Raw genomic sequence first — 19,630 nt, 5'->3', positions numbered from 1 at the left:
GAAGAACCCCGTACCGTAAGGTGCGGGGTTTTTTGCTTTTGTTTTCCCTCTCCTTGAAACTTTCTCACCTTTCGCTTGCAGACTCGACATTCATACCGTTTCTGGGTATGGTTAGCTGTCTGGATGTCTAAACGTTTATACGTATGCTGTGAGGATTTAAGGTTATGCCGATTCGGGTGCAGGACGAGCTACCAGCCGTCAATTTCTTACGTGAAGAAAACGTCTTCGTCATGACAACTTCACGCGCTTCAGGTCAGGAAATTCGCCCGCTGAAGGTGCTTATTCTCAATCTGATGCCCAAAAAGATCGAAACGGAGAATCAGTTCCTGCGCCTGCTGTCGAACTCCCCACTGCAGGTCGATATTCAACTGTTGCGGATCGATGCCCGTGAGTCACGCAACACCCCTGCCGAGCATCTGAATAACTTTTACTGTAACTTTGGCGACATCCGCGATGAGAACTTTGATGGTCTGATCGTCACTGGTGCGCCGCTCGGCCTGGTTGAGTTTAACGATGTCGCCTACTGGCCGCAGATAAAACAGGTTCTGGAGTGGGCAAAAGATCACGTCACCTCCACGCTGTTTGTCTGTTGGGCGGTACAGGCCGCACTGAATATCCTCTATGGCATTCCCAAGCAAACCCGCAGCGACAAGCTTTCTGGCGTGTACGAACACCATATTCTTCACCCCCACGCGCTGCTGACGCGTGGTTTTGATGACACCTTCCTGGCCCCGCATTCTCGCTACGCCGATTTCCCGGCTCAGCTGATCCGTGATTACACCGATCTGGAAATCCTGGCCGAAACGGAAGACGGCGATGCCTACCTGTTTGCCAGCAAAGATAAGCGCATCGCGTTCGTTACGGGACATCCGGAGTACGATCCCGATACCCTCGCGTCAGAGTATTTCCGTGACGTTGAAGCAGGTCTCAGTCCTGATGTCCCATACAACTATTTCCCGAAAAACGATCCGCAAAACACGCCTCGGGCGACCTGGCGCAGCCACGGAAATTTGCTGTTTACTAACTGGCTCAACTATTACGTCTACCAGATTACGCCATACGATCTTCGCCACATGAATCCAACGCTGGAGTAATCGTCTGCGTTAAACGATCCTAAAGCGTTTCAGCTATTCAAATCAGGCACCTTCGGGTGCCTTTTTTATTTCCGAAATCCTACTCATCATTCGATAAAATTTTAATTCCATATTAATCAAAAAGTTGCAATGTAAATTTAATTAAAATGGAAATTGTTTTTGATTTTGGGAAAATTATAGATAGTCTTAATTCTGCTGAGCGAAAACTACACAACGATCTTTCGTTCGCATCGGGGGAGTGATTTTGGATCTTTGATGAGGAGCAGAGTAATGACTCAACAGGCAACGACGGTCGATGAACTGGCCTTTACCAAGCCGTACGGCGAGCAAGAACAGCAGGTTTTGACGGCGGAAGCGGTAGAGTTTCTGACTGAACTGGTGACCCGCTTTACGCCGCAGCGTAATAAGCTGCTGGCGGCACGCATTCATCAGCAGCAGGAAATTGACGATGGCAAGTTGCCTGGCTTCATTTCGGAAACCGCTTCCATTCGTCGTGGTGAGTGGAAAATCCGCGGCATCCCTGAAGATTTACAGGATCGTCGCGTTGAGATCACCGGTCCGGTAGAGCGCAAAATGGTGATCAACGCCATGAACGCCAACGTTAAAGTCTTTATGGCCGATTTTGAAGACTCACTGGCGCCAGACTGGAACAAAGTTATCGACGGGCAGATCAACCTGCGCGATGCCGTGAACGGCACCATCAGCTATACCAACGAAGCCGGTAAAATCTACCAGCTCAAACCGAACCCGGCGGTGCTGATCTGTCGCGTACGCGGTCTGCATTTACCTGAAAAGCACGTGACCTGGCGCGGGGAAGCCATTCCGGGCAGCCTCTTTGATTTCGCGCTCTATTTCTTCCACAACCATAAAAGCCTGCTGGCCAAAGGCAGCGGCCCTTATTTCTACCTGCCAAAAACACAGTCCTGGCAGGAAGCGGCCTGGTGGAGCGAAGTGTTCAGCTACGCCGAAGATCGTTTTGACCTGCCGCGTGGCACCATTAAGGCCACGCTGCTGATTGAAACGCTGCCAGCGGTATTCCAGATGCATGAAATCCTGCATGCGCTGCGCGACCACATTGTCGGCCTGAACTGCGGACGCTGGGATTACATCTTTAGCTATATCAAAACCCTGAAAAATCATGCCGACCGCGTACTGCCGGATCGTCAGGTCGTCACCATGGATAAGCCTTTCCTGAGCGCCTACTCGCGCCTGCTGATTAAAACCTGCCACAAGCGCGGTGCGTTCGCGATGGGCGGCATGGCGGCCTTTATCCCAAGCAAAGACGCAGAGCGCAACAATCAGGTGCTCAACAAGGTGAAAGCCGACAAAGAGCTTGAAGCCCGCAACGGTCACGACGGCACGTGGATTGCCCATCCTGGCCTGGCCGACACGGCGATGGAGGTCTTTAACCGTGTACTCGGCGACAACAAAAACCAGCTGTTTGTCACCCGTGAAGACGACGCGCCAATCGCAGAAGAGCAGCTGCTGGCGCCGTGTGCGGGTGAACGTACGGAAGAGGGCATGCGCGCCAATATCCGCGTCGCGGTCCAGTACATCGAAGCGTGGATCTCCGGCAACGGCTGCGTGCCTATCTACGGCCTGATGGAAGATGCCGCGACGGCGGAAATCTCCCGCACCTCCATCTGGCAGTGGATCCACCATCAAAAAACGCTCAGCAACGGCAAACCGGTGACCAAATCCCTGTTCCGCCAGATGCTGGCCGAAGAGATGCGCGTGATTCAGGACGAGCTGGGCGAACACCGCTTCAGCAGCGGACGCTTTGACGACGCTGCGCGCCTGATGGAGCAAATCACCACATCAGATGACTTAATCGACTTCCTGACCCTGCCGGGCTACCGCTTCCTGGCGTAACTCACCACATAACAATATGGAGCATCTGCACATGAAAACCCGTACCCAACAAATCGAAGAGTTAAAGAAAGAGTGGACACAACCGCGCTGGGAAGGCATCCGCCGCCCATACAGCGCAGAGGAAGTGGTGAAATTACGCGGCTCGGTCAACCCGGAATGCACGCTGGCACAGAACGGTGCGGCGAAAATGTGGAAGCTGCTGCACGGTGGCTCTAAAAAAGGTTATATCAACAGCCTCGGCGCGCTGACCGGCGGACAGGCACTGCAGCAGGCGAAGGCCGGTATTGAGGCGATTTACCTCTCAGGCTGGCAGGTCGCGGCGGACGCCAACCTGGCCTCCAGCATGTACCCGGATCAGTCGCTCTATCCGGCTAACTCGGTGCCGTCGGTGGTGGATCGGATCAACAATACCTTCCGCCGTGCGGATCAGATCCAGTGGGCTGCCGGTATCGAACCAGGCGATCCGCGCTTTACGGACTACTTCCTGCCGATCGTCGCGGATGCGGAAGCAGGCTTCGGCGGCGTGCTGAACGCCTTCGAACTGATGAAATCGATGATTGAGGCCGGTGCAGCGGCCGTTCACTTCGAAGACCAGCTGGCGTCAGTGAAGAAATGCGGACACATGGGCGGTAAGGTGCTCGTTCCGACTCAGGAAGCGATTCAGAAGCTGGTTGCCGCACGTCTGGCTGCTGACGTGCTCGGCGTACCGACGCTGGTGATTGCCCGTACCGATGCCGATGCGGCGGACCTGATTACCTCTGACTGCGATCCGTACGACAGTGAGTTCATCACTGGCGAGCGTACCAGCGAAGGGTTCTATCGCACGCATGCCGGCATTGAGCAGGCGATAAGCCGCGGCCTGGCGTATGCCCCTTACGCCGACCTGGTCTGGTGTGAAACCTCCACGCCGGATCTGGCGCTGGCGAAGCGCTTTGCCGATGCGATTCACGCGAAATACCCGGGCAAGCTGCTGGCCTATAACTGTTCGCCGTCCTTCAACTGGCAGAAAAAGCTGGATGACAAAACGATCGCCAGCTTCCAGCAGCAGCTGTCCGACATGGGCTACAAATACCAGTTCATTACCCTGGCGGGTATCCACAGCATGTGGTTCAACATGTTCGACCTGGCGCACGCCTACGCGCAGGGTGAGGGCATGAAGCACTACGTTGAGAAGGTGCAGCAGCCGGAATTTGCCGCGGGCAAAGACGGCTATACCTTCGTCTCGCACCAGCAGGAAGTTGGGACGGGCTATTTCGATAACGTGACCACGATTATTCAGGGCGGGACCTCATCCGTCACCGCCTTAACGGGTTCAACGGAAGAAGCACAGTTCTAATCTTTTCCCCCTCTCCCCCTCGGGGAGAGGGTTGGGGTGAGGGGGAATATATGTCGCGTGGTCTGGAATTACTGATTGCCCAAACTATTTTGCAAGGCTTCGACGCCCAGTATGGTCGTTTTCTGGAAGTCACCTCCGGCGCGCAGCAGCGCTTTGAACAGGCTGACTGGCATGCGGTTCAGCAGGCCATGAAGCAGCGTATCCATCTCTACGACCATCACGTGGGTCTGGTGGTGGAGCAGTTGCGCTGCATTACCGACGGTAAAAGTCCGGATGCGGAATTTTTACTGCGCGTGAAAGAGCATTACACCCATTTGTTACCCGACTACCCGCGCTTTGAGATTGCGGAGAGCTTTTTTAACTCCGTCTATTGCCGGTTATTTGACCACCGCTCATTATCTCCTGAGCGGTTATTTATCTTCAGCTCCCAGCCCGAGCGACGCTTTCGTTCCATTCCGCGTCCGCTGGCGAAAGACTTCTTTCCCGAGCGTGGATGGGAAAAGCTCCTGAACCGCGTATTAACTGATTTGCCTCTGCGTCTGCCCTGGGAGAATAAATTCCGGGATATCAGTTACATCCACGCGCATCTCATCGAAACCTTCGGCGCTGAGGTACTCAGCCAAAGCCATTTGCAGGTAGTTAACGAGCTTTTCTACCGAAATAAAGCCGCCTGGCTGGTAGGCAAACTGGTTACGCCGACAGCCATCGTGCCGTTTCTGCTACCAATCCACCGTACCGACGATGGGGAACTGTTTGTCGATACCTGCCTGACCACCAGCGCCGAGGCCAGCATCGTGTTTGGCTTCGCGCGTTCCTATTTTATGGTCTATGCACCGTTACCTGCCGCTCTGGTGGAGTGGCTGCGCGAGATCCTGCCGGGTAAAACCACGGCAGAGCTGTATATGGCGATTGGCTGCCAGAAGCACGCCAAAACGGAAAGCTACCGGGAATACCTGCGCTATGTCACCACCGCCGATGAGCAGTTTATCGAAGCGCCCGGCATTCGCGGTATGGTGATGCTGGTTTTCACGCTACCCGGCTTTGACCGCGTGTTTAAGGTGATTAAGGATAAATTTGCCCCGCAGAAAGAGATGAGCGCCGCTCACGTCCGCGCCTGCTATCAGCTGGTCAAAGAGCACGACCGCGTTGGGCGGATGGCGGATACTCAGGAGTTTGAAAACTTTGTGCTGGATAAACAGCAGATCGCTCCGGCGCTTATGACACTTTTGATGCAGGAAACACCTGCGAAAATTACCGATCTTGGCGACAAAATCGTGATTAGCCACCTTTATATTGAGCGCCGTATGGTGCCGCTAAATATCTGGCTGGAGCAGTCCGAAGGTCAGGCGCTGCGGGATGCCATTGAAGAGTACGGCAACGCGATTCGCCAGCTTGCCGCCGCCAATATCTTCCCGGGCGATATGCTGTTTAAAAACTTTGGCGTCACCCGTCATGGGCGCGTGGTGTTCTATGATTACGATGAAATTTGCTACATGACCGAGGTGAACTTTCGCGATATCCCGCCGCCCCGTTACCCGGAAGATGAGCTGTCCGGTGAACCATGGTACAGCGTCTCGCCTGGCGATGTGTTTCCGGAAGAATTTCGCCACTGGTTATGTGCAGACCCGCGTATCGGGCCGCTATTCGCAGAGATGCATGAGGATTTGTTCCGCGCCAGCTACTGGCGCGGGCTGCAAACGCGGATTAAAAATGGGCATGTGGAAGATGTCTACGCTTACCGCCGCAAGCAGCGGTTTTGTGTGCGGTTTAACGAATCCCACCATACGCCAGCGTCACCTCTTTCGCCGCCTTAATCACCAGCGCGCCCAGCTCGGTCACGCGGTCATCAGTCATGCGCGAAATCGGTCCGGAAATGGAAATGGCCGCAAACGGCTCGCGGTGCTCGTCAAAAATGCAGGCCGCGAGGCAGCGCAGACCGAGCGCATGCTCTTCATCGTCAAACGAATAGCCGCGCTTGCGGGTTAAAGCCAGATCTTCTTTCAGATGCACGGGCGAAACCAGCGTGGCGTGGGTATAGGCGTGCAACCCTTTACGGTGCAGCAGCCCCGTCACCTGGTCCTCGCTCAGCTGCGAGAGAAACGCTTTGCCCGCCCCGGAGGCGTGCATCGGCAGCTTGCCGCCAATCGGCGCGGACATACGCATCAGCTGCGTACACTGCACCTGGTCGATGATAATCGCCTGGTGGTCGCTCTGATCCAGCACCGCCAGGTTGACCGTCTCGCCGGACTCCTCCATCAGCTTGCGCAGAATCGGGTGGACAATCGCCAGCAGGTTGCGGCTCTGCAGGAAGCTACTCCCCACGATAAACGCATGCGCCCCCACCGCCCAGTGTCCCAGCTCGCCCACCTGACGCACGAAGCCCAACTGCTGCATGGTGGTCAGCAGGCGGTGCGTGGTGGAGTTCGGCAGGCCAGCCTGCTGGGCCAGCTCGGTCAGGGCCACGCTGCCGTGCGACTCGGCTATCCACTCCAGCAGCTTCAGACCGCGCGTCAGGGATTGAACCTGTCCGCCAGGTTGTGCAGCGGTGGTTGCAGCAGGTTTTCTGCCGCGTTTAGCGGGAACGGTCGTAACCATGACGAACTCCTTTTTCTGTATCGTGGAAATCATTTTCGTTTTATTTGGTGAATTTGCAACCGCTTTCCTGACTGATCGGAGGAGTGATAGTGAACATGTCTCATGTTACCGCTGTGTGACTTTTCGACCCTGCGAGATTGTGCCAGTATGGAACGCAGCCTTTTGGCCTTGTTGAGCGTTGTCGGGAGCAAGTGTGAGCAGCAAAGTAGAGCAACTGCGTGCGCAGTTAAATGAACGAATTCTGGTGCTGGACGGCGGCATGGGCACCATGATCCAGGGCTATCGTCTGAGTGAAGACGATTTTCGCGGCGAGCGCTTCGCCGACTGGCCATGCGATCTGAAAGGAAACAACGACCTGCTGGTGCTCAGCAAGCCGTCCGTGATTAAGGATATCCACAACGCCTACTTCGAAGCGGGTGCGGATATCGTTGAAACCAACACCTTCAACTCGACAACCATCGCCATGGCGGATTACCAGATGGAATCCCTGTCGGCGGAGATCAACTTTGAAGCCGCGAAGCTGGCGCGCGCCTGTGCCGACGAGTGGACGGCCCGCACGCCGGACAAGCCTCGCTACGTTGCCGGGGTGCTGGGCCCGACCAACCGCACCGCGTCGATTTCTCCGGACGTGAACGATCCGGCGTTTCGTAATATCACCTTTGACCAGCTGGTTGTGGCCTACCGTGAATCGACCAAGGCGCTGGTGGAAGGCGGTTCCGACCTGATCCTGATTGAAACCGTATTCGACACCCTCAACGCCAAAGCGGCAATTTACGCGGTGAAAGAGGAGTTCGAGGCGCTGGGCGTTGACCTGCCGATCATGATTTCCGGCACCATCACTGACGCTTCTGGCCGTACACTGTCCGGCCAGACAACCGAAGCGTTTTATAACTCCCTGCGCCACGCCGAAGCGCTCTCCTTCGGCCTGAACTGCGCGCTGGGGCCGGACGAACTGCGCCAGTACGTGCAGGAGCTTTCGCGCATCGCAGAGTGCTACGTCACCGCCCACCCGAACGCCGGTCTGCCGAACGCGTTCGGTGAGTACGATCTCGATGCCGACACCATGGCGGCGCAAATCCGCGAATGGGCCGAATCTGGCTTCCTCAACGTCGTCGGCGGCTGCTGCGGCACCACGCCGGAGCACATCGCGGCCATGAGCAACGCCGTCGCCGGACTGCCGCCGCGCAAGCTGCCCGAGCTTCCGGTTGCCTGTCGCCTTTCCGGCCTCGAGCCGTTGACCATCGGCGACGACAGCCTGTTTGTGAACGTGGGTGAGCGTACAAACGTTACCGGCTCCGCAAAGTTCAAGCGCCTGATCAAAGAAGAGAAGTACAGCGAAGCGCTGGACGTTGCCCGCCAGCAGGTGGAAAGCGGCGCGCAGATTATCGATATCAATATGGATGAGGGGATGCTCGACGCCGAAGCGGCGATGGTGCGTTTCCTCAACCTGATTGCCGGTGAGCCGGATATCGCCCGCGTGCCGATCATGATTGACTCCTCCAAATGGGAGGTCATCGAAAAAGGGCTGAAATGCATTCAGGGCAAAGGCATCGTTAACTCCATCTCGATGAAAGAGGGCGTCGATACCTTTATCCACCACGCGAAGCTGGTCCGTCGCTACGGGGCCGCCGTGGTGGTGATGGCTTTCGATGAAGTGGGCCAGGCCGATACCCGCGAGCGCAAAATTGAGATATGCCGCCGCGCGTACAAAATTCTGACCGAAGAGGTGGGCTTCCCGCCGGAAGACATTATTTTCGACCCGAACATCTTCGCCGTCGCGACCGGCATCGAAGAGCACAACAACTACGCCCAGGACTTTATCGGTGCGTGTGAGGACATTAAACGCGAGCTGCCGCACGCGCTGATTTCCGGCGGTGTGTCGAACGTCTCGTTCTCGTTCCGCGGCAACGACCCGGTGCGCGAAGCGATCCACGCCGTGTTCCTCTACTACGCCATCCGCAACGGGATGGACATGGGGATCGTCAATGCCGGCCAGCTGGCGATTTACGACGATCTGCCTGCCGAGCTACGCGATGCCGTTGAGGACGTGATCCTTAACCGCCGCGACGACGCCACCGAGCGCATGCTGGATCTGGCGGAGAAATACCGCGGCAGTAAATCTGACGAATCGGCCAACGTTCAGCAGGCCGAGTGGCGCTCCTGGGATGTGAAAAAGCGTCTGGAATATTCGCTGGTGAAAGGCATTACCGAGTTCATTGAGCAGGATACTGAGGAGGCGCGTCAGCAGGCAGCCCGCCCGATTGAGGTGATCGAAGGACCGCTGATGGACGGCATGAACGTGGTCGGCGATCTGTTCGGCGAGGGCAAAATGTTCCTGCCGCAGGTAGTGAAATCCGCCCGCGTGATGAAGCAGGCCGTGGCGTATCTGGAGCCGTTTATCGAGGCCAGCAAAGAGAAAGGCTCCAGCAACGGCAAGATGGTTATCGCCACCGTGAAGGGCGACGTGCACGACATCGGCAAGAATATCGTCGGCGTGGTGTTGCAGTGTAATAACTACGAAATTATCGACCTTGGCGTGATGGTCCCGGCGGACAAAATCCTCAAGACCGCGCGCGAAGTGAATGCGGATCTGATTGGTCTTTCCGGGTTGATCACGCCGTCGCTGGACGAAATGGTCAACGTGGCAAAAGAGATGGAGCGTCAGGGCTTCACCATTCCGCTGCTGATTGGCGGGGCGACCACCTCGAAAGCGCACACGGCGGTGAAGATCGAGCAGAACTACAGCGGCCCGACGGTGTACGTGCAGAACGCCTCGCGCACCGTGGGCGTGGTCTCCGCGCTGCTGTCTGACACCCAGCGCGATGATTTTGTGACGCGCACCCGCAAAGAGTACGAAACCGTCCGCATCCAGCATGGTCGCAAGAAACCGCGTACTCCGCCGGTTTCACTTCAGGCAGCGCGCGATAACGATCTGGCGTTCGACTGGTCCAGCTATACGCCGCCGGTCGCGCACCGTCTGGGCGTGCAGGACGTGACGGCCAGCATCGAAACGCTGCGCAACTACATCGACTGGACGCCGTTCTTTATGACCTGGTCTCTGGCGGGCAAATATCCGCGCATTCTTGAAGATGAGGTGGTAGGCGAAGAGGCGAAGCGTCTGTTTAAAGATGCCAACGACATGCTCGACAGGCTGAGCGCAGAGAAAGCCCTCAACCCGCGCGGGGTGGTGGGGCTGTTCCCGGCGAACCGAGTGGGCGACGACGTGGAAATCTACCGTGATGAAACCCGCACCCACGTGCTGGCCGTAAGCCATCACCTGCGCCAGCAAACCGAGAAAGTGGGCTTTGCCAACTACTGCCTGGCGGATTTCGTCGCACCGAAACTCTCCGGTAAAGCCGACTATATCGGCGCGTTTGCCGTAACCGGCGGTCTGGAAGAGGACGCGCTGGCGGATGCGTACGACGCACAGCACGATGATTACAACAAAATCATGGTGAAAGCGATCGCCGATCGCCTGGCGGAAGCCTTCGCCGAGTACCTCCACGAACGCGTACGTAAGGTGCACTGGGGCTACGCGGCCAATGAGAACCTCAGCAACGAGGAGCTGATCCGCGAAAACTACCAGGGGATTCGTCCGGCACCGGGCTATCCGGCCTGTCCGGAACACACCGAGAAGGGCACTATCTGGAAATTGCTGGACGTTGAAGCGCACACAGGGATGAAACTCACCGAGTCGTTCGCCATGTGGCCGGGCGCATCCGTCTCGGGCTGGTACTTCAGTCATCCGGACAGCAAATACTTCGCCGTGGCGCAGCTGCAGCGCGACCAGATCGAAGATTACGCCCTGCGCAAAGGCATGAGCGTGTCTGAAGTTGAACGCTGGCTGGCGCCGAATTTGGGCTACGACGCAGACTAAGGTCACTTTTCCTTACAACAAACAGGGCACCTCAACGGTGCCCTGTCTCTTTCTTACGTTTAAACCCTTATACTGAACCTCAGGAAAACGAATAACGATAAGGAGGAATGCCTACCGTGTTGACGTTGTTACACCTGCTCTCCGCAGTCGCACTGCTGGTATGGGGCACTCATATCGTTCGGACCGGTGTGATGCGCGTGTTTGGCGCACGTTTACGTACCGTTCTCAGCGGCAGTGTTGAGAAGAAGCCGCTCGCTTTCTGCGCGGGTATTGGCGTCACGGCGCTGGTGCAAAGCAGCAATGCCACCACCATGCTCGTCACCTCGTTTGTGGCGCAGGATCTGGTCGCGCTCGCCCCGGCGCTGGTGATTGTCCTGGGTGCCGACGTCGGTACCGCGTTGATGGCGCGTATCCTGACCTTTGACCTCTCCTGGCTGTCGCCGCTGCTGATTTTCATTGGGGTTATCTTCTTCCTTGGCCGCAAGCAGACGCGCGCCGGGCAGCTGGGCCGCGTCGGCATTGGCCTCGGCCTCATCCTGCTGGCGCTTGAGCTAATTGTGCAGGCGGTGACGCCTATCACCCAGGCCAACGGCGTGCAGGTCATCTTCGCCTCGTTGACCGGCGATATTATGCTGGATGCGCTGATCGGGGCGGTGTTTGCCATCGTCAGCTACTCAAGCCTGGCGGCGGTGCTGCTGACGGCCACGCTCACTGCCGCAGGAGCGATCTCCTTTCCGGTGGCGCTGTGTCTGGTGATTGGTGCCAACCTCGGTTCGGGCCTGCTGGCGATGCTCAACAACAGCGCCGCTAATGCCGCCGCCCGCCGCGTGGCGCTGGGAAGCCTGCTGTTTAAGCTGGTGGGCAGCCTGATTATTCTGCCGTTTGTGCACCCGCTGGCGAACCTGATGGACAACCTCCCGCTGCCGAAAGCGGAGCTGGTGATCTACTTCCACGTCTTCTACAACCTGGTGCGCTGTCTGGCGATGGTGCCGTTTGCCGCGCCGATGGCCCGCTTCTGCGAGCGCCTCATCCGCGACGAACCGGAGCTTGATGCGCGCCTCAAGCCTAAGCATCTGGATACTTCAGTACTGGATACCCCGGCGCTGGCTATCGCTAATGCCGCGCGTGAAACGCTGCGTATGGGCGACGCGATGGAAACCATGCTTGAAGGGCTGCAGAAGGTGATGCACGGCGAGCCGCGCGAAGAGAAAGAGCTGCGCAGGCTGGCGGACGACATCAACGTGCTCTATACCGCCATCAAGCTTTATCTGGCGCGTATCCCGCAGGACGAGCTGGCGGAAGAGGAGTCGCGCCGCTGGGCGGAAATCATTGAGATGTCGCTTAACCTCGAACAGGCTTCGGATATTGTAGAGCGTATGGGCAGTGAGATCGCCGATAAATCGCTGGCCGCGCGTCGCGCATTTTCTGTAGAAGGGCTGAAGGAGCTCGAAGCACTCCACGAACAGCTGGTGAGCAACCTTAAGCTGGCGATGTCGGTCTTCTTCTCCAGCGACGTGCCGAGCGCGCGCCGCCTGCGCCGCAATAAGCATCGTTTCCGTATTCTGAACCGTCGTTACTCGCACGCCCACGTTGAGCGTCTGCACCAGCAGAACGTGCAGAGTATCGAGACCAGCTCCCTGCACCTGGGGCTGCTGGGGGATATGAAGCGTCTCAACTCGTTGTTCTGTGCGGTGGCGTACAGCGTGATGGAGCAGCCGGATGAAGACGACGAGCGGGATGAGTATTAATCTCTGAAAGCGCCTCGCAGTTTCATTCTATCTAACATGACTACGTCCTGACGAAAACGTAACGTGGATGAGTGGGGGTTGATAAACCTACTCAGCCACATTTTACGTTCATAGGTGTATAAAATTTTATACAAGGATGTGATATGCTATCAGAAAGGCCAGTACTGAGGCCCATTGCCTGGATGGGAAGTGCCTTTAATGATTTGCTCGGTTTCCCTGAGGAAATACGCAAAGACGCTGGGTATCAGTTACACCGGCTGCAGGCAGGGTTAGAAGCGGTTGACTGGAAGCCGATGTCAGAGATAGGTAAAGGCGTTGCTGAGATACGGCTCCGTGGTCAGTCTGGCGCTTATCGAATCCTCTATCTGGCTCGATATGAAGATGCCGTGTACGTACTGCATAGCTTTAATAAGAAAACGCAGCGGACATCAGGTCATGATAAATACATAGCAAAAGCACGTTTTCAGGCGGTGCTTGATGCCCGGAGAGGTTAAAAATGGGAAGACGCGTTGATACAAAAATTCGGCATGTGACAGCTTCAGAAACGAACATTTTTGCTGAGCTGGGTTTTGAAGAAAGTGAAGCTAAACAGTTGCACGAAAGTGCCGAAAAAGAGGTTGAGCAGTTGCTTGCCATCAAGCGGCAACTGATGCAGGAAATTTCCTCGTGGATTGCGGAGAATAAACTGCGTCAGACTGACGCTGCCGCCAGGCTAAACGTCTCTCGTCCCCGCGTGTCTGATGTCGTGAACCTCAAAACCAGTAAGTTCACCCTTGATACGCTGATCATGATGTTATGTAAACTTGGAAAACCCGTCTCAGTTACCGTCGGCTAATCTTTTTTTCCAGCCCAAACCTAAGGTATATTTCGCCCTTCACAGGAGAAACTATGCTGCCAACTCAATCAACCCGATTAAACAAATACATTAGCGAGAGCGGGATCTGCTCACGTCGCGAGGCTGACCGTTACATTGAACAGGGTAACGTGTTTCTTAACGGCAAACGCGCCACCATCGGCGATCAGGTAGTGCCTGGCGATGTGGTTAAAGTGAATGGTCAGGTCATCGAACCGCGTGATGCTGAAGACCTGGTGTTTATCGCGTTGAATAAACCGGTTGGGATTGTCAGCACCACGGAAGACGGCGAGCGGGATAACATCGTTGATTTCGTGAACCACAGCAGTCGTATCTTCCCGATTGGCCGTCTGGATAAAGACTCCCAGGGGCTGATTTTTCTCACTAACCACGGCGATCTGGTCAACAAAATTCTGCGTGCCGGGAACGACCACGAGAAAGAGTATATCGTTACGGTGAACAAGCCGGTTACGGACGAGTTTATCCGGGGAATGGGCGCAGGCGTGCCGATTCTGGGCACCGTGACGAAGAAGTGTAAGGTCAAAAAAGAGGCGCCGTTCGCGTTCCGTATCACGCTGGTGCAGGGCCTGAACCGCCAGATCCGCCGCATGTGCGAGTACTTCGGTTATGAAGTGACGAAGCTCGAACGCACGCGCATCATGAACGTCAGCCTGTCCGGGATCCCGCTAGGCGAGTGGCGTGACTTAACGGATGACGAGCTGATCGAGCTGTTCAAGCTTATCGAGAACTCCTCGTCCGAAGCGAAGCCAAAAGCTAAAGCGAAACCGAAAACGCAGGCGATAAAGCGTCCGGTGGTGAAGGCACCGCAGGCGGAAGAGAAAGGGCGAGGCAAGCTGGGCAACGGAAAACGCTTTACCCAGCCGGGGCGCAAAAAGAAAGGGCGCTGATTAGCGCCTTCCACGGGTTGATGTATTGGCGGACCAGGAGAAGGTCGCCTCTGCATCCGGCTTATAAGCCTGCTCTTTTTTCAGCTTGCGGGCTTTTTTCGCCGCAGCCTCACGCTGCGCCATCAGTTTATCGATGTACTCTTTTTTAACCTGATTGGTTTCGGCGTTCGTCAGCGTGCGGCCATGCGCGATGCGGGCGCGGTCGAGTAGCGTTTTCAGTTCGCGCTGCTCGGCTTCCGTCATGTCTTTCTGGGTCAAACGTGGTGTAGCCATTGCTGAAGCCTCCTGATGGGGAGGCTCCAGTGTAAAGCAAGCCGCGTCAATTAACCCTGCTTCACCGCATCTTTTTTCGTTTGTTCATCAATCGGTTTGCCGGACCAGTATCCCGCCAGCAGCGAGCCGGACAGGTTGTGCCAGACGGAGAACAGCGCTCCAGGCAGTGCCGCCAGCGGCGAGAAGTAAATTTTACCCAGCGCCGCCGCCAGGCCGGAGTTCTGCATGCCCACCTCAATTGCCAGCGTGCGGCAGGTGGATTCGTCAAAACCGAACAGCTTCCCGCCCCAGTAGCCGCCCAACAGGCCAATCGTGTTATGCAGCACCACTGCGATGATTACCACAAGGCCCACGGAGGCAATGTGCGATGCGGAACCCGCCACCACGGCGCTGATGATCGCCAGAATGCAGACCATAGAAAATGCGGGCAGGTACGGCTCAACCGCTTTCACCACCCGCGGGAAGAGATGGTGGATCACCAGCCCCAGCGCAATCGGGATCACCACGATTTGCAGGATGCTGAGCAGCATGCCCATCACGTCCACCTGGATATGCGCGTCCACGTACAGGCGGGTTAATAGCGGCGTGGCAAACACGCCCACCAGCGTGGAAACGGAAGAGATGGTGACGGAGAGCGCCACGTCGCCTTTCGCCAGATAGATCATGACATTCGATGCGGTCCCACTGGCGACGCTGCCCACCAGCACCATCCCGGCGGATAAGTCTGGTGGCATCTTAAAGGCCATCGCCAGCAGCCACGCCGCAAGCGGCATCACCAGGTAGTGCAGGAAGATCCCTGCTGCGACGGGCGCAGGGCGAGACAGCACGCGTTTGAAGTCGTCGATTTTCAGATGCACGCCCATACCGAACATGATCAGCATCAGCAGCGTGGCGACCCACGGACCAATGCCCGTGAAGGTGGAGGGGGTGTAATACGCGAGTACGGAGAGCAGCAGCGCCCATAGCGGGAACAGCCGGGTGATGACCGATAACATAGTGAATTCCTTGCAGTATTGTCGTGTTGTTTAGTTATGAAAAAGCCGGGTCTGTGCCCGGCTTATAGATATTGTGTATCGTGCTAACGCATTTTATTCAAACAAATTCTTATGAAGTTTTTGCACGACCTGCTCAGCCTGTTCGGCAGGCACCAGGAAGCAGAGGTTATAGCTGGATGCGCCGTAGCAGATCATGCGGATATTGAACGGGTCGAGCACGCCGAACACCTCTTTACCCACGCCACAGGCGCGCGACAGCTTGTTGCCGATGATGGCTACCAGCGCCAGGTCTTCTTCCACTTCCACACGGCACAGCTCAGACAGCTCAATCAGCAGCGACTGCGTCAGCAGGGTGTCACCCGTTGAAGTTGAACCGGTGGTGTCCAGCGTCAGCGCAATACTCACTTCGGAAGTGGTAATCAAATCTACAGAGATATTGTGGCGCGCCAGGATGCCAAACACTTCCGCCAGGAAACCGCGGGAGTGCAGCATATTGTGGCTATGCAGCGTGACCAGCGTCTGGCGGCGGCGCAGGGCCAGCGCGCGGAACAGCGGCGGGTTCTCGGTTTTCTTGCAGACCAGCGTCCCGCCCGCTTTTGGATCTTTACTGGAACCCACGAAGACCGGAATGTCGCTGCGCACGGCGGGCAGCAGCGTTGCCGGGTGCAGCACTTTCGCGCCGAAGGTGGCCATTTCCGCCGCTTCTTCAAACGCGATCACATCAATACGTTTTGCCGCAGAGACCACGCGCGGGTCGGTGGTGTAAATCCCCGGCACGTCCGTCCAGATATCCACGCGGGTCGCGTGCAGGGCTTCGCCCAGCAGCGCGGCGGTGTAGTCGCTGCCGCCACGGCCAAGCGTGGTGGTGCGGCCTTTGGCTTCGCTACCGATAAAGCCCTGGGTGATTACCATACTTTCTGCCAGGCGCGGTGCCAGCTGCTGGTTAGTGAGCTCGGCCAGCATCTCAACGTCCGGTTCGGCGCGCCCAAAGCGGTCGCTGGTGCGCATCACTTTGCGCACGTCAAACCACTGGGCCTGAACGTTACGCTCGCGCAGGATCTCAACGAACAGCAGGGTAGACATTAATTCACCGTGGCTGACCAGCTCATCGGTCAGGGCGGTAGAGGTTGCCAGCGAAGCGGCTTCTGCCAGGGTGGTGATATTTTCCAGCAGGCGCTCCACTTCCTCACGAATAACGTTCGGGTTTTGCAGACGCTCAAGGATATCGAACTGAATTTTGCGCAGTGCATCCAGCTTCACGAAACGTTCGGTCGCTTCCAGTCCTTCAGACAAAGAAACCAGCAGGTTCGTCACGCCAGCGGATGCAGACAGCACCACCAGGCGGGTATTCGGATCGGCCAGCACCACATCGGCGCTGCGGTTCATGGCATCGTAGTCTGCCACACTGGTGCCGCCAAACTTGGCGACCACAAAACTCGTCATAACAACCTCGTGTCAGGGAATGAATAAGCGACCATGGCACAAGAATGAAACGAAGACAGGTGCAGGCGCAAAATACGGCCCTATAAATAAAATGCGGGGGAGGTCCTGTCAATGCTGGGATTATGCGGATTTTTTATAGGGGGGTACCCCTGAGAAACAGGACTTATAACAGGGCCATATTTTATGCTCCTTTTTACCCTGTTTTGACCGACATTTCGCCGCCCCGGGAAGGCTCGGCAGCAGCTATACTTTTCGGGTCTTTTCACCTGCGTTTGATGCAGACCAGGGCAATGGCATAAAAACCATCACAATTTTTATTTGCAGGCGCTACAATCGACCGCAGTCACAATTCTCAAATCAGAAGAGTATTGCTAATGAAAAACATCAACCCAACGCAGACCGCTGCCTGGCAGGCACTACAGAAACATTTTGATGAAATGAAAGACGTCACCATCGCGGACCTGTTCGCGAAAGATGCCGATCGTTTCAGTAAGTTCTCCGCGACCTTCGACGACCTGATGCTGGTGGATTTCTCCAAAAACCGCATTACCGAAGAGACGCTGGCAAAACTGCAGGACCTGGCGAAAGAGACCCAACTGGCAGACGCCATCAAATCCATGTTCTCCGGTGAGAAGATCAACCGTACCGAAGACCGTGCCGTGTTGCACGTGGCCCTGCGTAACCGTAGCAATACGCCAATTATCGTAGACGGCAAAGATGTGATGCCGGAAGTGAACGCGGTGCTGGAAAAGATGAAAACCTTCTCCGAAGCGATCATCTCCGGTAGCTGGAAAGGCTACACTGGCAAAGCGATCACCGACGTGGTGAACATCGGCATCGGCGGCTCTGACCTCGGCCCGTTCATGGTGACCGAAGCGCTGCGTCCGTACAAAAATCACCTCAACATGCACTTTGTCTCTAACGTCGATGGTACCCACATCGCCGAAGTGCTGAAGAATGTGAATCCGGAAACCACCCTGTTCCTGGTCGCGTCCAAAACCTTCACCACCCAGGAAACCATGACCAACGCCCACAGCGCGCGCGACTGGTTCCTGAAAACCGCAGGCGACAACAAGCACGTGGCGAAACACTTCGCGGCGCTCTCCACCAACGGTAAAGCCGTCAGCGAGTTCGGTATCGACACCGCGAACATGTTTGAGTTCTGGGACTGGGTTGGCGGCCGCTACTCTCTGTGGTCTGCGATTGGTCTGTCCATCATCCTGTCCGTGGGCTTCGACAACTTCGTTGAGCTGCTCTCCGGCGCGCACGCGATGGATAAACACTTCTCCACGACCGCACCAGAGAAAAACCTGCCGGTGCTGCTGGCGCTGATCGGTATCTGGTACAACAATTTCTTCGGCGCTGAAACCGAAGCGATTCTGCCGTACGACCAGTACATGCACCGCTTTGCGGCCTACTTCCAGCAGGGCAACATGGAATCCAACGGTAAGTACGTTGACCGTAACGGCAACGCGGTGGATTACCAGACCGGCCCAATCATCTGGGGCGAGCCAGGCACCAACGGTCAGCACGCGTTCTACCAGCTGATCCACCAGGGCACCAAAATGGTACCGTGCGATTTCATCGCCCCGGCTATCACCCACAACCCGCTGTCCGACCACCATCCGAAGCTGCTGTCTAACTTCTTCGCACAGACCGAAGCGCTGGCGTTCGGTAAATCCCGCGAGGTGGTAGAGCAGGAATACCGTGATCAGGGTAAAGATCCGGCCACGCTGGAGCACGTTGTGCCGTTCAAAGTGTTCGAAGGCAACCGTCCAACTAACTCCATCCTGCTGCGCGAAATCACGCCGTTCAGCCTGGGCGCGCTGATTGCCTTGTATGAGCACAAGATCTTCACGCAGGGCGCTATCCTGAACATCTTCACCTTTGACCAGTGGGGCGTTGAGCTGGGCAAACAGCTGGCAAACCGCATTCTGCCAGAGCTGGGTGACGATAAAGCCATCGACAGCCACGACAGCTCTACAAACGGTTTGATTAACCGTTATAAAGCATGGCGTGCGTAATTAATATGTCATGAAAAATGCCGGCGATATGCCGGCATTTTTTTATCGGATAAATCCTGATGTCTGTTAGTTAACTCAAATTCCGGCTCTGAGTTTAATCCGAAAAAGACGGTTAACCCGTTAATTGCTGCGGTTTATTTTAAGAAAATACGCAGCATGTAATGAATGTGATTATATTATAACTGTTTGATTTTAGTTGGTTATATATTTAATTTATTTTTCTTTCGTTTCGGTTTTATCCATTAGTCCGAAAACCCTCCCCCTATTTCCAGCCACGGTAAACCCTCTGCTTTAGTTGTGTATACTCGAATCCGCCTGAAATTCTTTTCGGGCAAATCTCCATTCATTCATTGAAGGGAAATTGTTATGAAGAAAGTACTGTATGGCATTTTTGCCATATCTGCACTTGCGGCGACGTCTGTCTATGCAGCTCCGGTCCAGGTCGGGGAAGCAGCAGGGTCGGCAGCGACGTCTGCGTCTGCGGGGAGTTCTACCGCAGCCAGCACCAGCGCCGTAAGTTCAGCCGTGGGTGTCGCGCTGGCGGCAACCGGTGGCGGTGATGGCTCCAATACCGGAACCACGACCACTACGACGACCAGCACCCAGTAATAC

Annotated in this window: 15 protein-coding genes; 11 read left to right on the top strand and 4 right to left on the bottom strand. The window is 56.1% G+C overall.

Annotated elements, in window-relative coordinates:
* Positions 1–164: 164 nt before the first annotated feature.
* From metA to aceK, 4 genes are all read left to right on the top strand, one after another.
* The gene (metA, locus tag ACWKXT_RS19915) at positions 165–1,094 is read left to right on the top strand and encodes a homoserine O-succinyltransferase MetA (protein ID WP_454533181.1); all 930 of its coding nucleotides are present in this window, start codon (positions 165–167) and stop codon (positions 1,092–1,094) included.
* 270 nt (positions 1,095–1,364) lie between these two features.
* Positions 1,365–2,966, top strand: a complete 1,602-nt coding sequence (gene aceB, locus ACWKXT_RS19910; protein WP_454533180.1) for a malate synthase A — start codon at positions 1,365–1,367, stop codon at positions 2,964–2,966.
* Positions 2,967–2,997: 31 nt separating this feature from the next.
* Positions 2,998–4,302, top strand: coding sequence for an isocitrate lyase (aceA, locus tag ACWKXT_RS19905; RefSeq protein WP_029742132.1), 1,305 nt, complete (start codon positions 2,998–3,000; stop codon positions 4,300–4,302).
* Between the two features lie 50 nt (positions 4,303–4,352).
* The gene (gene aceK / locus ACWKXT_RS19900) at positions 4,353–6,116 is read left to right on the top strand and encodes a bifunctional isocitrate dehydrogenase kinase/phosphatase (protein WP_454533179.1); all 1,764 of its coding nucleotides are present in this window, start codon (positions 4,353–4,355) and stop codon (positions 6,114–6,116) included.
* On the opposite strand, the gene iclR is transcribed toward aceK, so the two are convergent.
* A complete protein-coding gene (gene iclR / locus ACWKXT_RS19895; RefSeq protein ID WP_454529260.1) occupies positions 6,070–6,897 on the bottom strand; it encodes a glyoxylate bypass operon transcriptional repressor IclR in 828 nt (275 codons plus the stop codon). The genes aceK and iclR overlap by 47 nt on opposite strands.
* A 193-nt stretch (positions 6,898–7,090) precedes the next feature.
* On the opposite strand from iclR, the gene metH reads away from it, so the two are divergent.
* From metH to rluF, 5 genes are all read left to right on the top strand, one after another.
* Positions 7,091–10,774, top strand: coding sequence for a methionine synthase (metH, locus tag ACWKXT_RS19890; protein ID WP_454533178.1), 3,684 nt, complete (start codon positions 7,091–7,093; stop codon positions 10,772–10,774).
* A gap of 116 nt (positions 10,775–10,890) precedes the next feature.
* A complete protein-coding gene (locus tag ACWKXT_RS19885; protein ID WP_080329920.1) occupies positions 10,891–12,522 on the top strand; it encodes a Na/Pi cotransporter family protein in 1,632 nt (543 codons plus the stop codon).
* A 143-nt stretch (positions 12,523–12,665) separates the two neighbouring features.
* Complete coding sequence (locus ACWKXT_RS19880) at positions 12,666–13,016, top strand: type II toxin-antitoxin system RelE/ParE family toxin (RefSeq protein ID WP_454533177.1); 351 nt, start codon at positions 12,666–12,668, stop codon at positions 13,014–13,016.
* A gap of 2 nt (positions 13,017–13,018) precedes the next feature.
* Positions 13,019–13,357: a helix-turn-helix domain-containing protein gene (locus tag ACWKXT_RS19875; RefSeq protein ID WP_032655712.1), complete on the top strand. Its 339-nt coding sequence runs from the start codon at positions 13,019–13,021 to the stop codon at positions 13,355–13,357.
* A gap of 53 nt (positions 13,358–13,410) precedes the next feature.
* Positions 13,411–14,283 (top strand): 23S rRNA pseudouridine(2604) synthase RluF, encoded by an 873-nt coding sequence (gene rluF, locus ACWKXT_RS19870; protein WP_454533176.1) that lies wholly within the window; start codon positions 13,411–13,413, stop codon positions 14,281–14,283.
* Here the strand turns inward: rluF and ACWKXT_RS19865 are convergent, their stop codons facing one another.
* The 3 genes from ACWKXT_RS19865 to lysC all read right to left on the bottom strand — a co-directional run bounded on the left by ACWKXT_RS19865 (position 14,284) and on the right by lysC (position 16,994).
* Entirely contained in the window at positions 14,284–14,556 is a 273-nt protein-coding gene (locus ACWKXT_RS19865) for a DUF3811 domain-containing protein (protein WP_003860346.1), read from the bottom strand. It lies immediately after the preceding gene.
* Positions 14,557–14,606: 50 nt separating this feature from the next.
* On the bottom strand, positions 14,607–15,551 hold the full coding sequence (gene panS, locus ACWKXT_RS19860) for a ketopantoate/pantoate/pantothenate transporter PanS (RefSeq protein WP_454529256.1): 945 nt from the start codon (positions 15,549–15,551) through the stop codon (positions 14,607–14,609).
* Positions 15,552–15,644: 93 nt separating this feature from the next.
* Positions 15,645–16,994: a lysine-sensitive aspartokinase 3 gene (lysC, locus tag ACWKXT_RS19855; protein ID WP_454533175.1), complete on the bottom strand. Its 1,350-nt coding sequence runs from the start codon at positions 16,992–16,994 to the stop codon at positions 15,645–15,647.
* Between the two features lie 374 nt (positions 16,995–17,368).
* Here lysC and pgi point away from each other — a divergent pair, with 374 nt between their 5' ends.
* Together pgi and yjbE are read left to right on the top strand one after the other, a co-directional pair.
* Positions 17,369–19,018: a glucose-6-phosphate isomerase gene (pgi, locus tag ACWKXT_RS19850; protein ID WP_454529254.1), complete on the top strand. Its 1,650-nt coding sequence runs from the start codon at positions 17,369–17,371 to the stop codon at positions 19,016–19,018.
* Between the two features lie 366 nt (positions 19,019–19,384).
* Positions 19,385–19,627 (top strand): exopolysaccharide production protein YjbE, encoded by a 243-nt coding sequence (gene yjbE / locus ACWKXT_RS19845; RefSeq protein ID WP_003860341.1) that lies wholly within the window; start codon positions 19,385–19,387, stop codon positions 19,625–19,627.
* Positions 19,628–19,630 lie beyond the last annotated feature (3 nt).

Source organism: Enterobacter sp. UPMP701, assembly GCF_053709515.1.
Note: the sequence above shows the minus strand (reverse complement) of the source record. Positions and strands in the feature narration are given on the sequence as shown.

What these genes read in the sequence shown, in the direction of transcription:
- ACWKXT_RS19880 (WP_454533177.1), top strand. Translation starts at nt 12,666, where the DNA reads ATGCTATCAGAAAGGCCAGTACTGAGGCCCATTGCCTGGATGGGAAGT.
- ACWKXT_RS19865 (WP_003860346.1), bottom strand. Translation starts at nt 14,556, where the DNA reads ATGGCTACACCACGTTTGACCCAGAAAGACATGACGGAAGCCGAGCAG.
- aceK (WP_454533179.1), top strand. Translation starts at nt 4,353, where the DNA reads ATGTCGCGTGGTCTGGAATTACTGATTGCCCAAACTATTTTGCAAGGC.
- metA (WP_454533181.1), top strand. Translation starts at nt 165, where the DNA reads ATGCCGATTCGGGTGCAGGACGAGCTACCAGCCGTCAATTTCTTACGT.
- pgi (WP_454529254.1), top strand. Translation starts at nt 17,369, where the DNA reads ATGAAAAACATCAACCCAACGCAGACCGCTGCCTGGCAGGCACTACAG.
- aceA (WP_029742132.1), top strand. Translation starts at nt 2,998, where the DNA reads ATGAAAACCCGTACCCAACAAATCGAAGAGTTAAAGAAAGAGTGGACA.
- rluF (WP_454533176.1), top strand. Translation starts at nt 13,411, where the DNA reads ATGCTGCCAACTCAATCAACCCGATTAAACAAATACATTAGCGAGAGC.
- iclR (WP_454529260.1), bottom strand. Translation starts at nt 6,897, where the DNA reads ATGGTTACGACCGTTCCCGCTAAACGCGGCAGAAAACCTGCTGCAACC.
- panS (WP_454529256.1), bottom strand. Translation starts at nt 15,551, where the DNA reads ATGTTATCGGTCATCACCCGGCTGTTCCCGCTATGGGCGCTGCTGCTC.
- lysC (WP_454533175.1), bottom strand. Translation starts at nt 16,994, where the DNA reads ATGACGAGTTTTGTGGTCGCCAAGTTTGGCGGCACCAGTGTGGCAGAC.
- yjbE (WP_003860341.1), top strand. Translation starts at nt 19,385, where the DNA reads ATGAAGAAAGTACTGTATGGCATTTTTGCCATATCTGCACTTGCGGCG.
- ACWKXT_RS19875 (WP_032655712.1), top strand. Translation starts at nt 13,019, where the DNA reads ATGGGAAGACGCGTTGATACAAAAATTCGGCATGTGACAGCTTCAGAA.
- aceB (WP_454533180.1), top strand. Translation starts at nt 1,365, where the DNA reads ATGACTCAACAGGCAACGACGGTCGATGAACTGGCCTTTACCAAGCCG.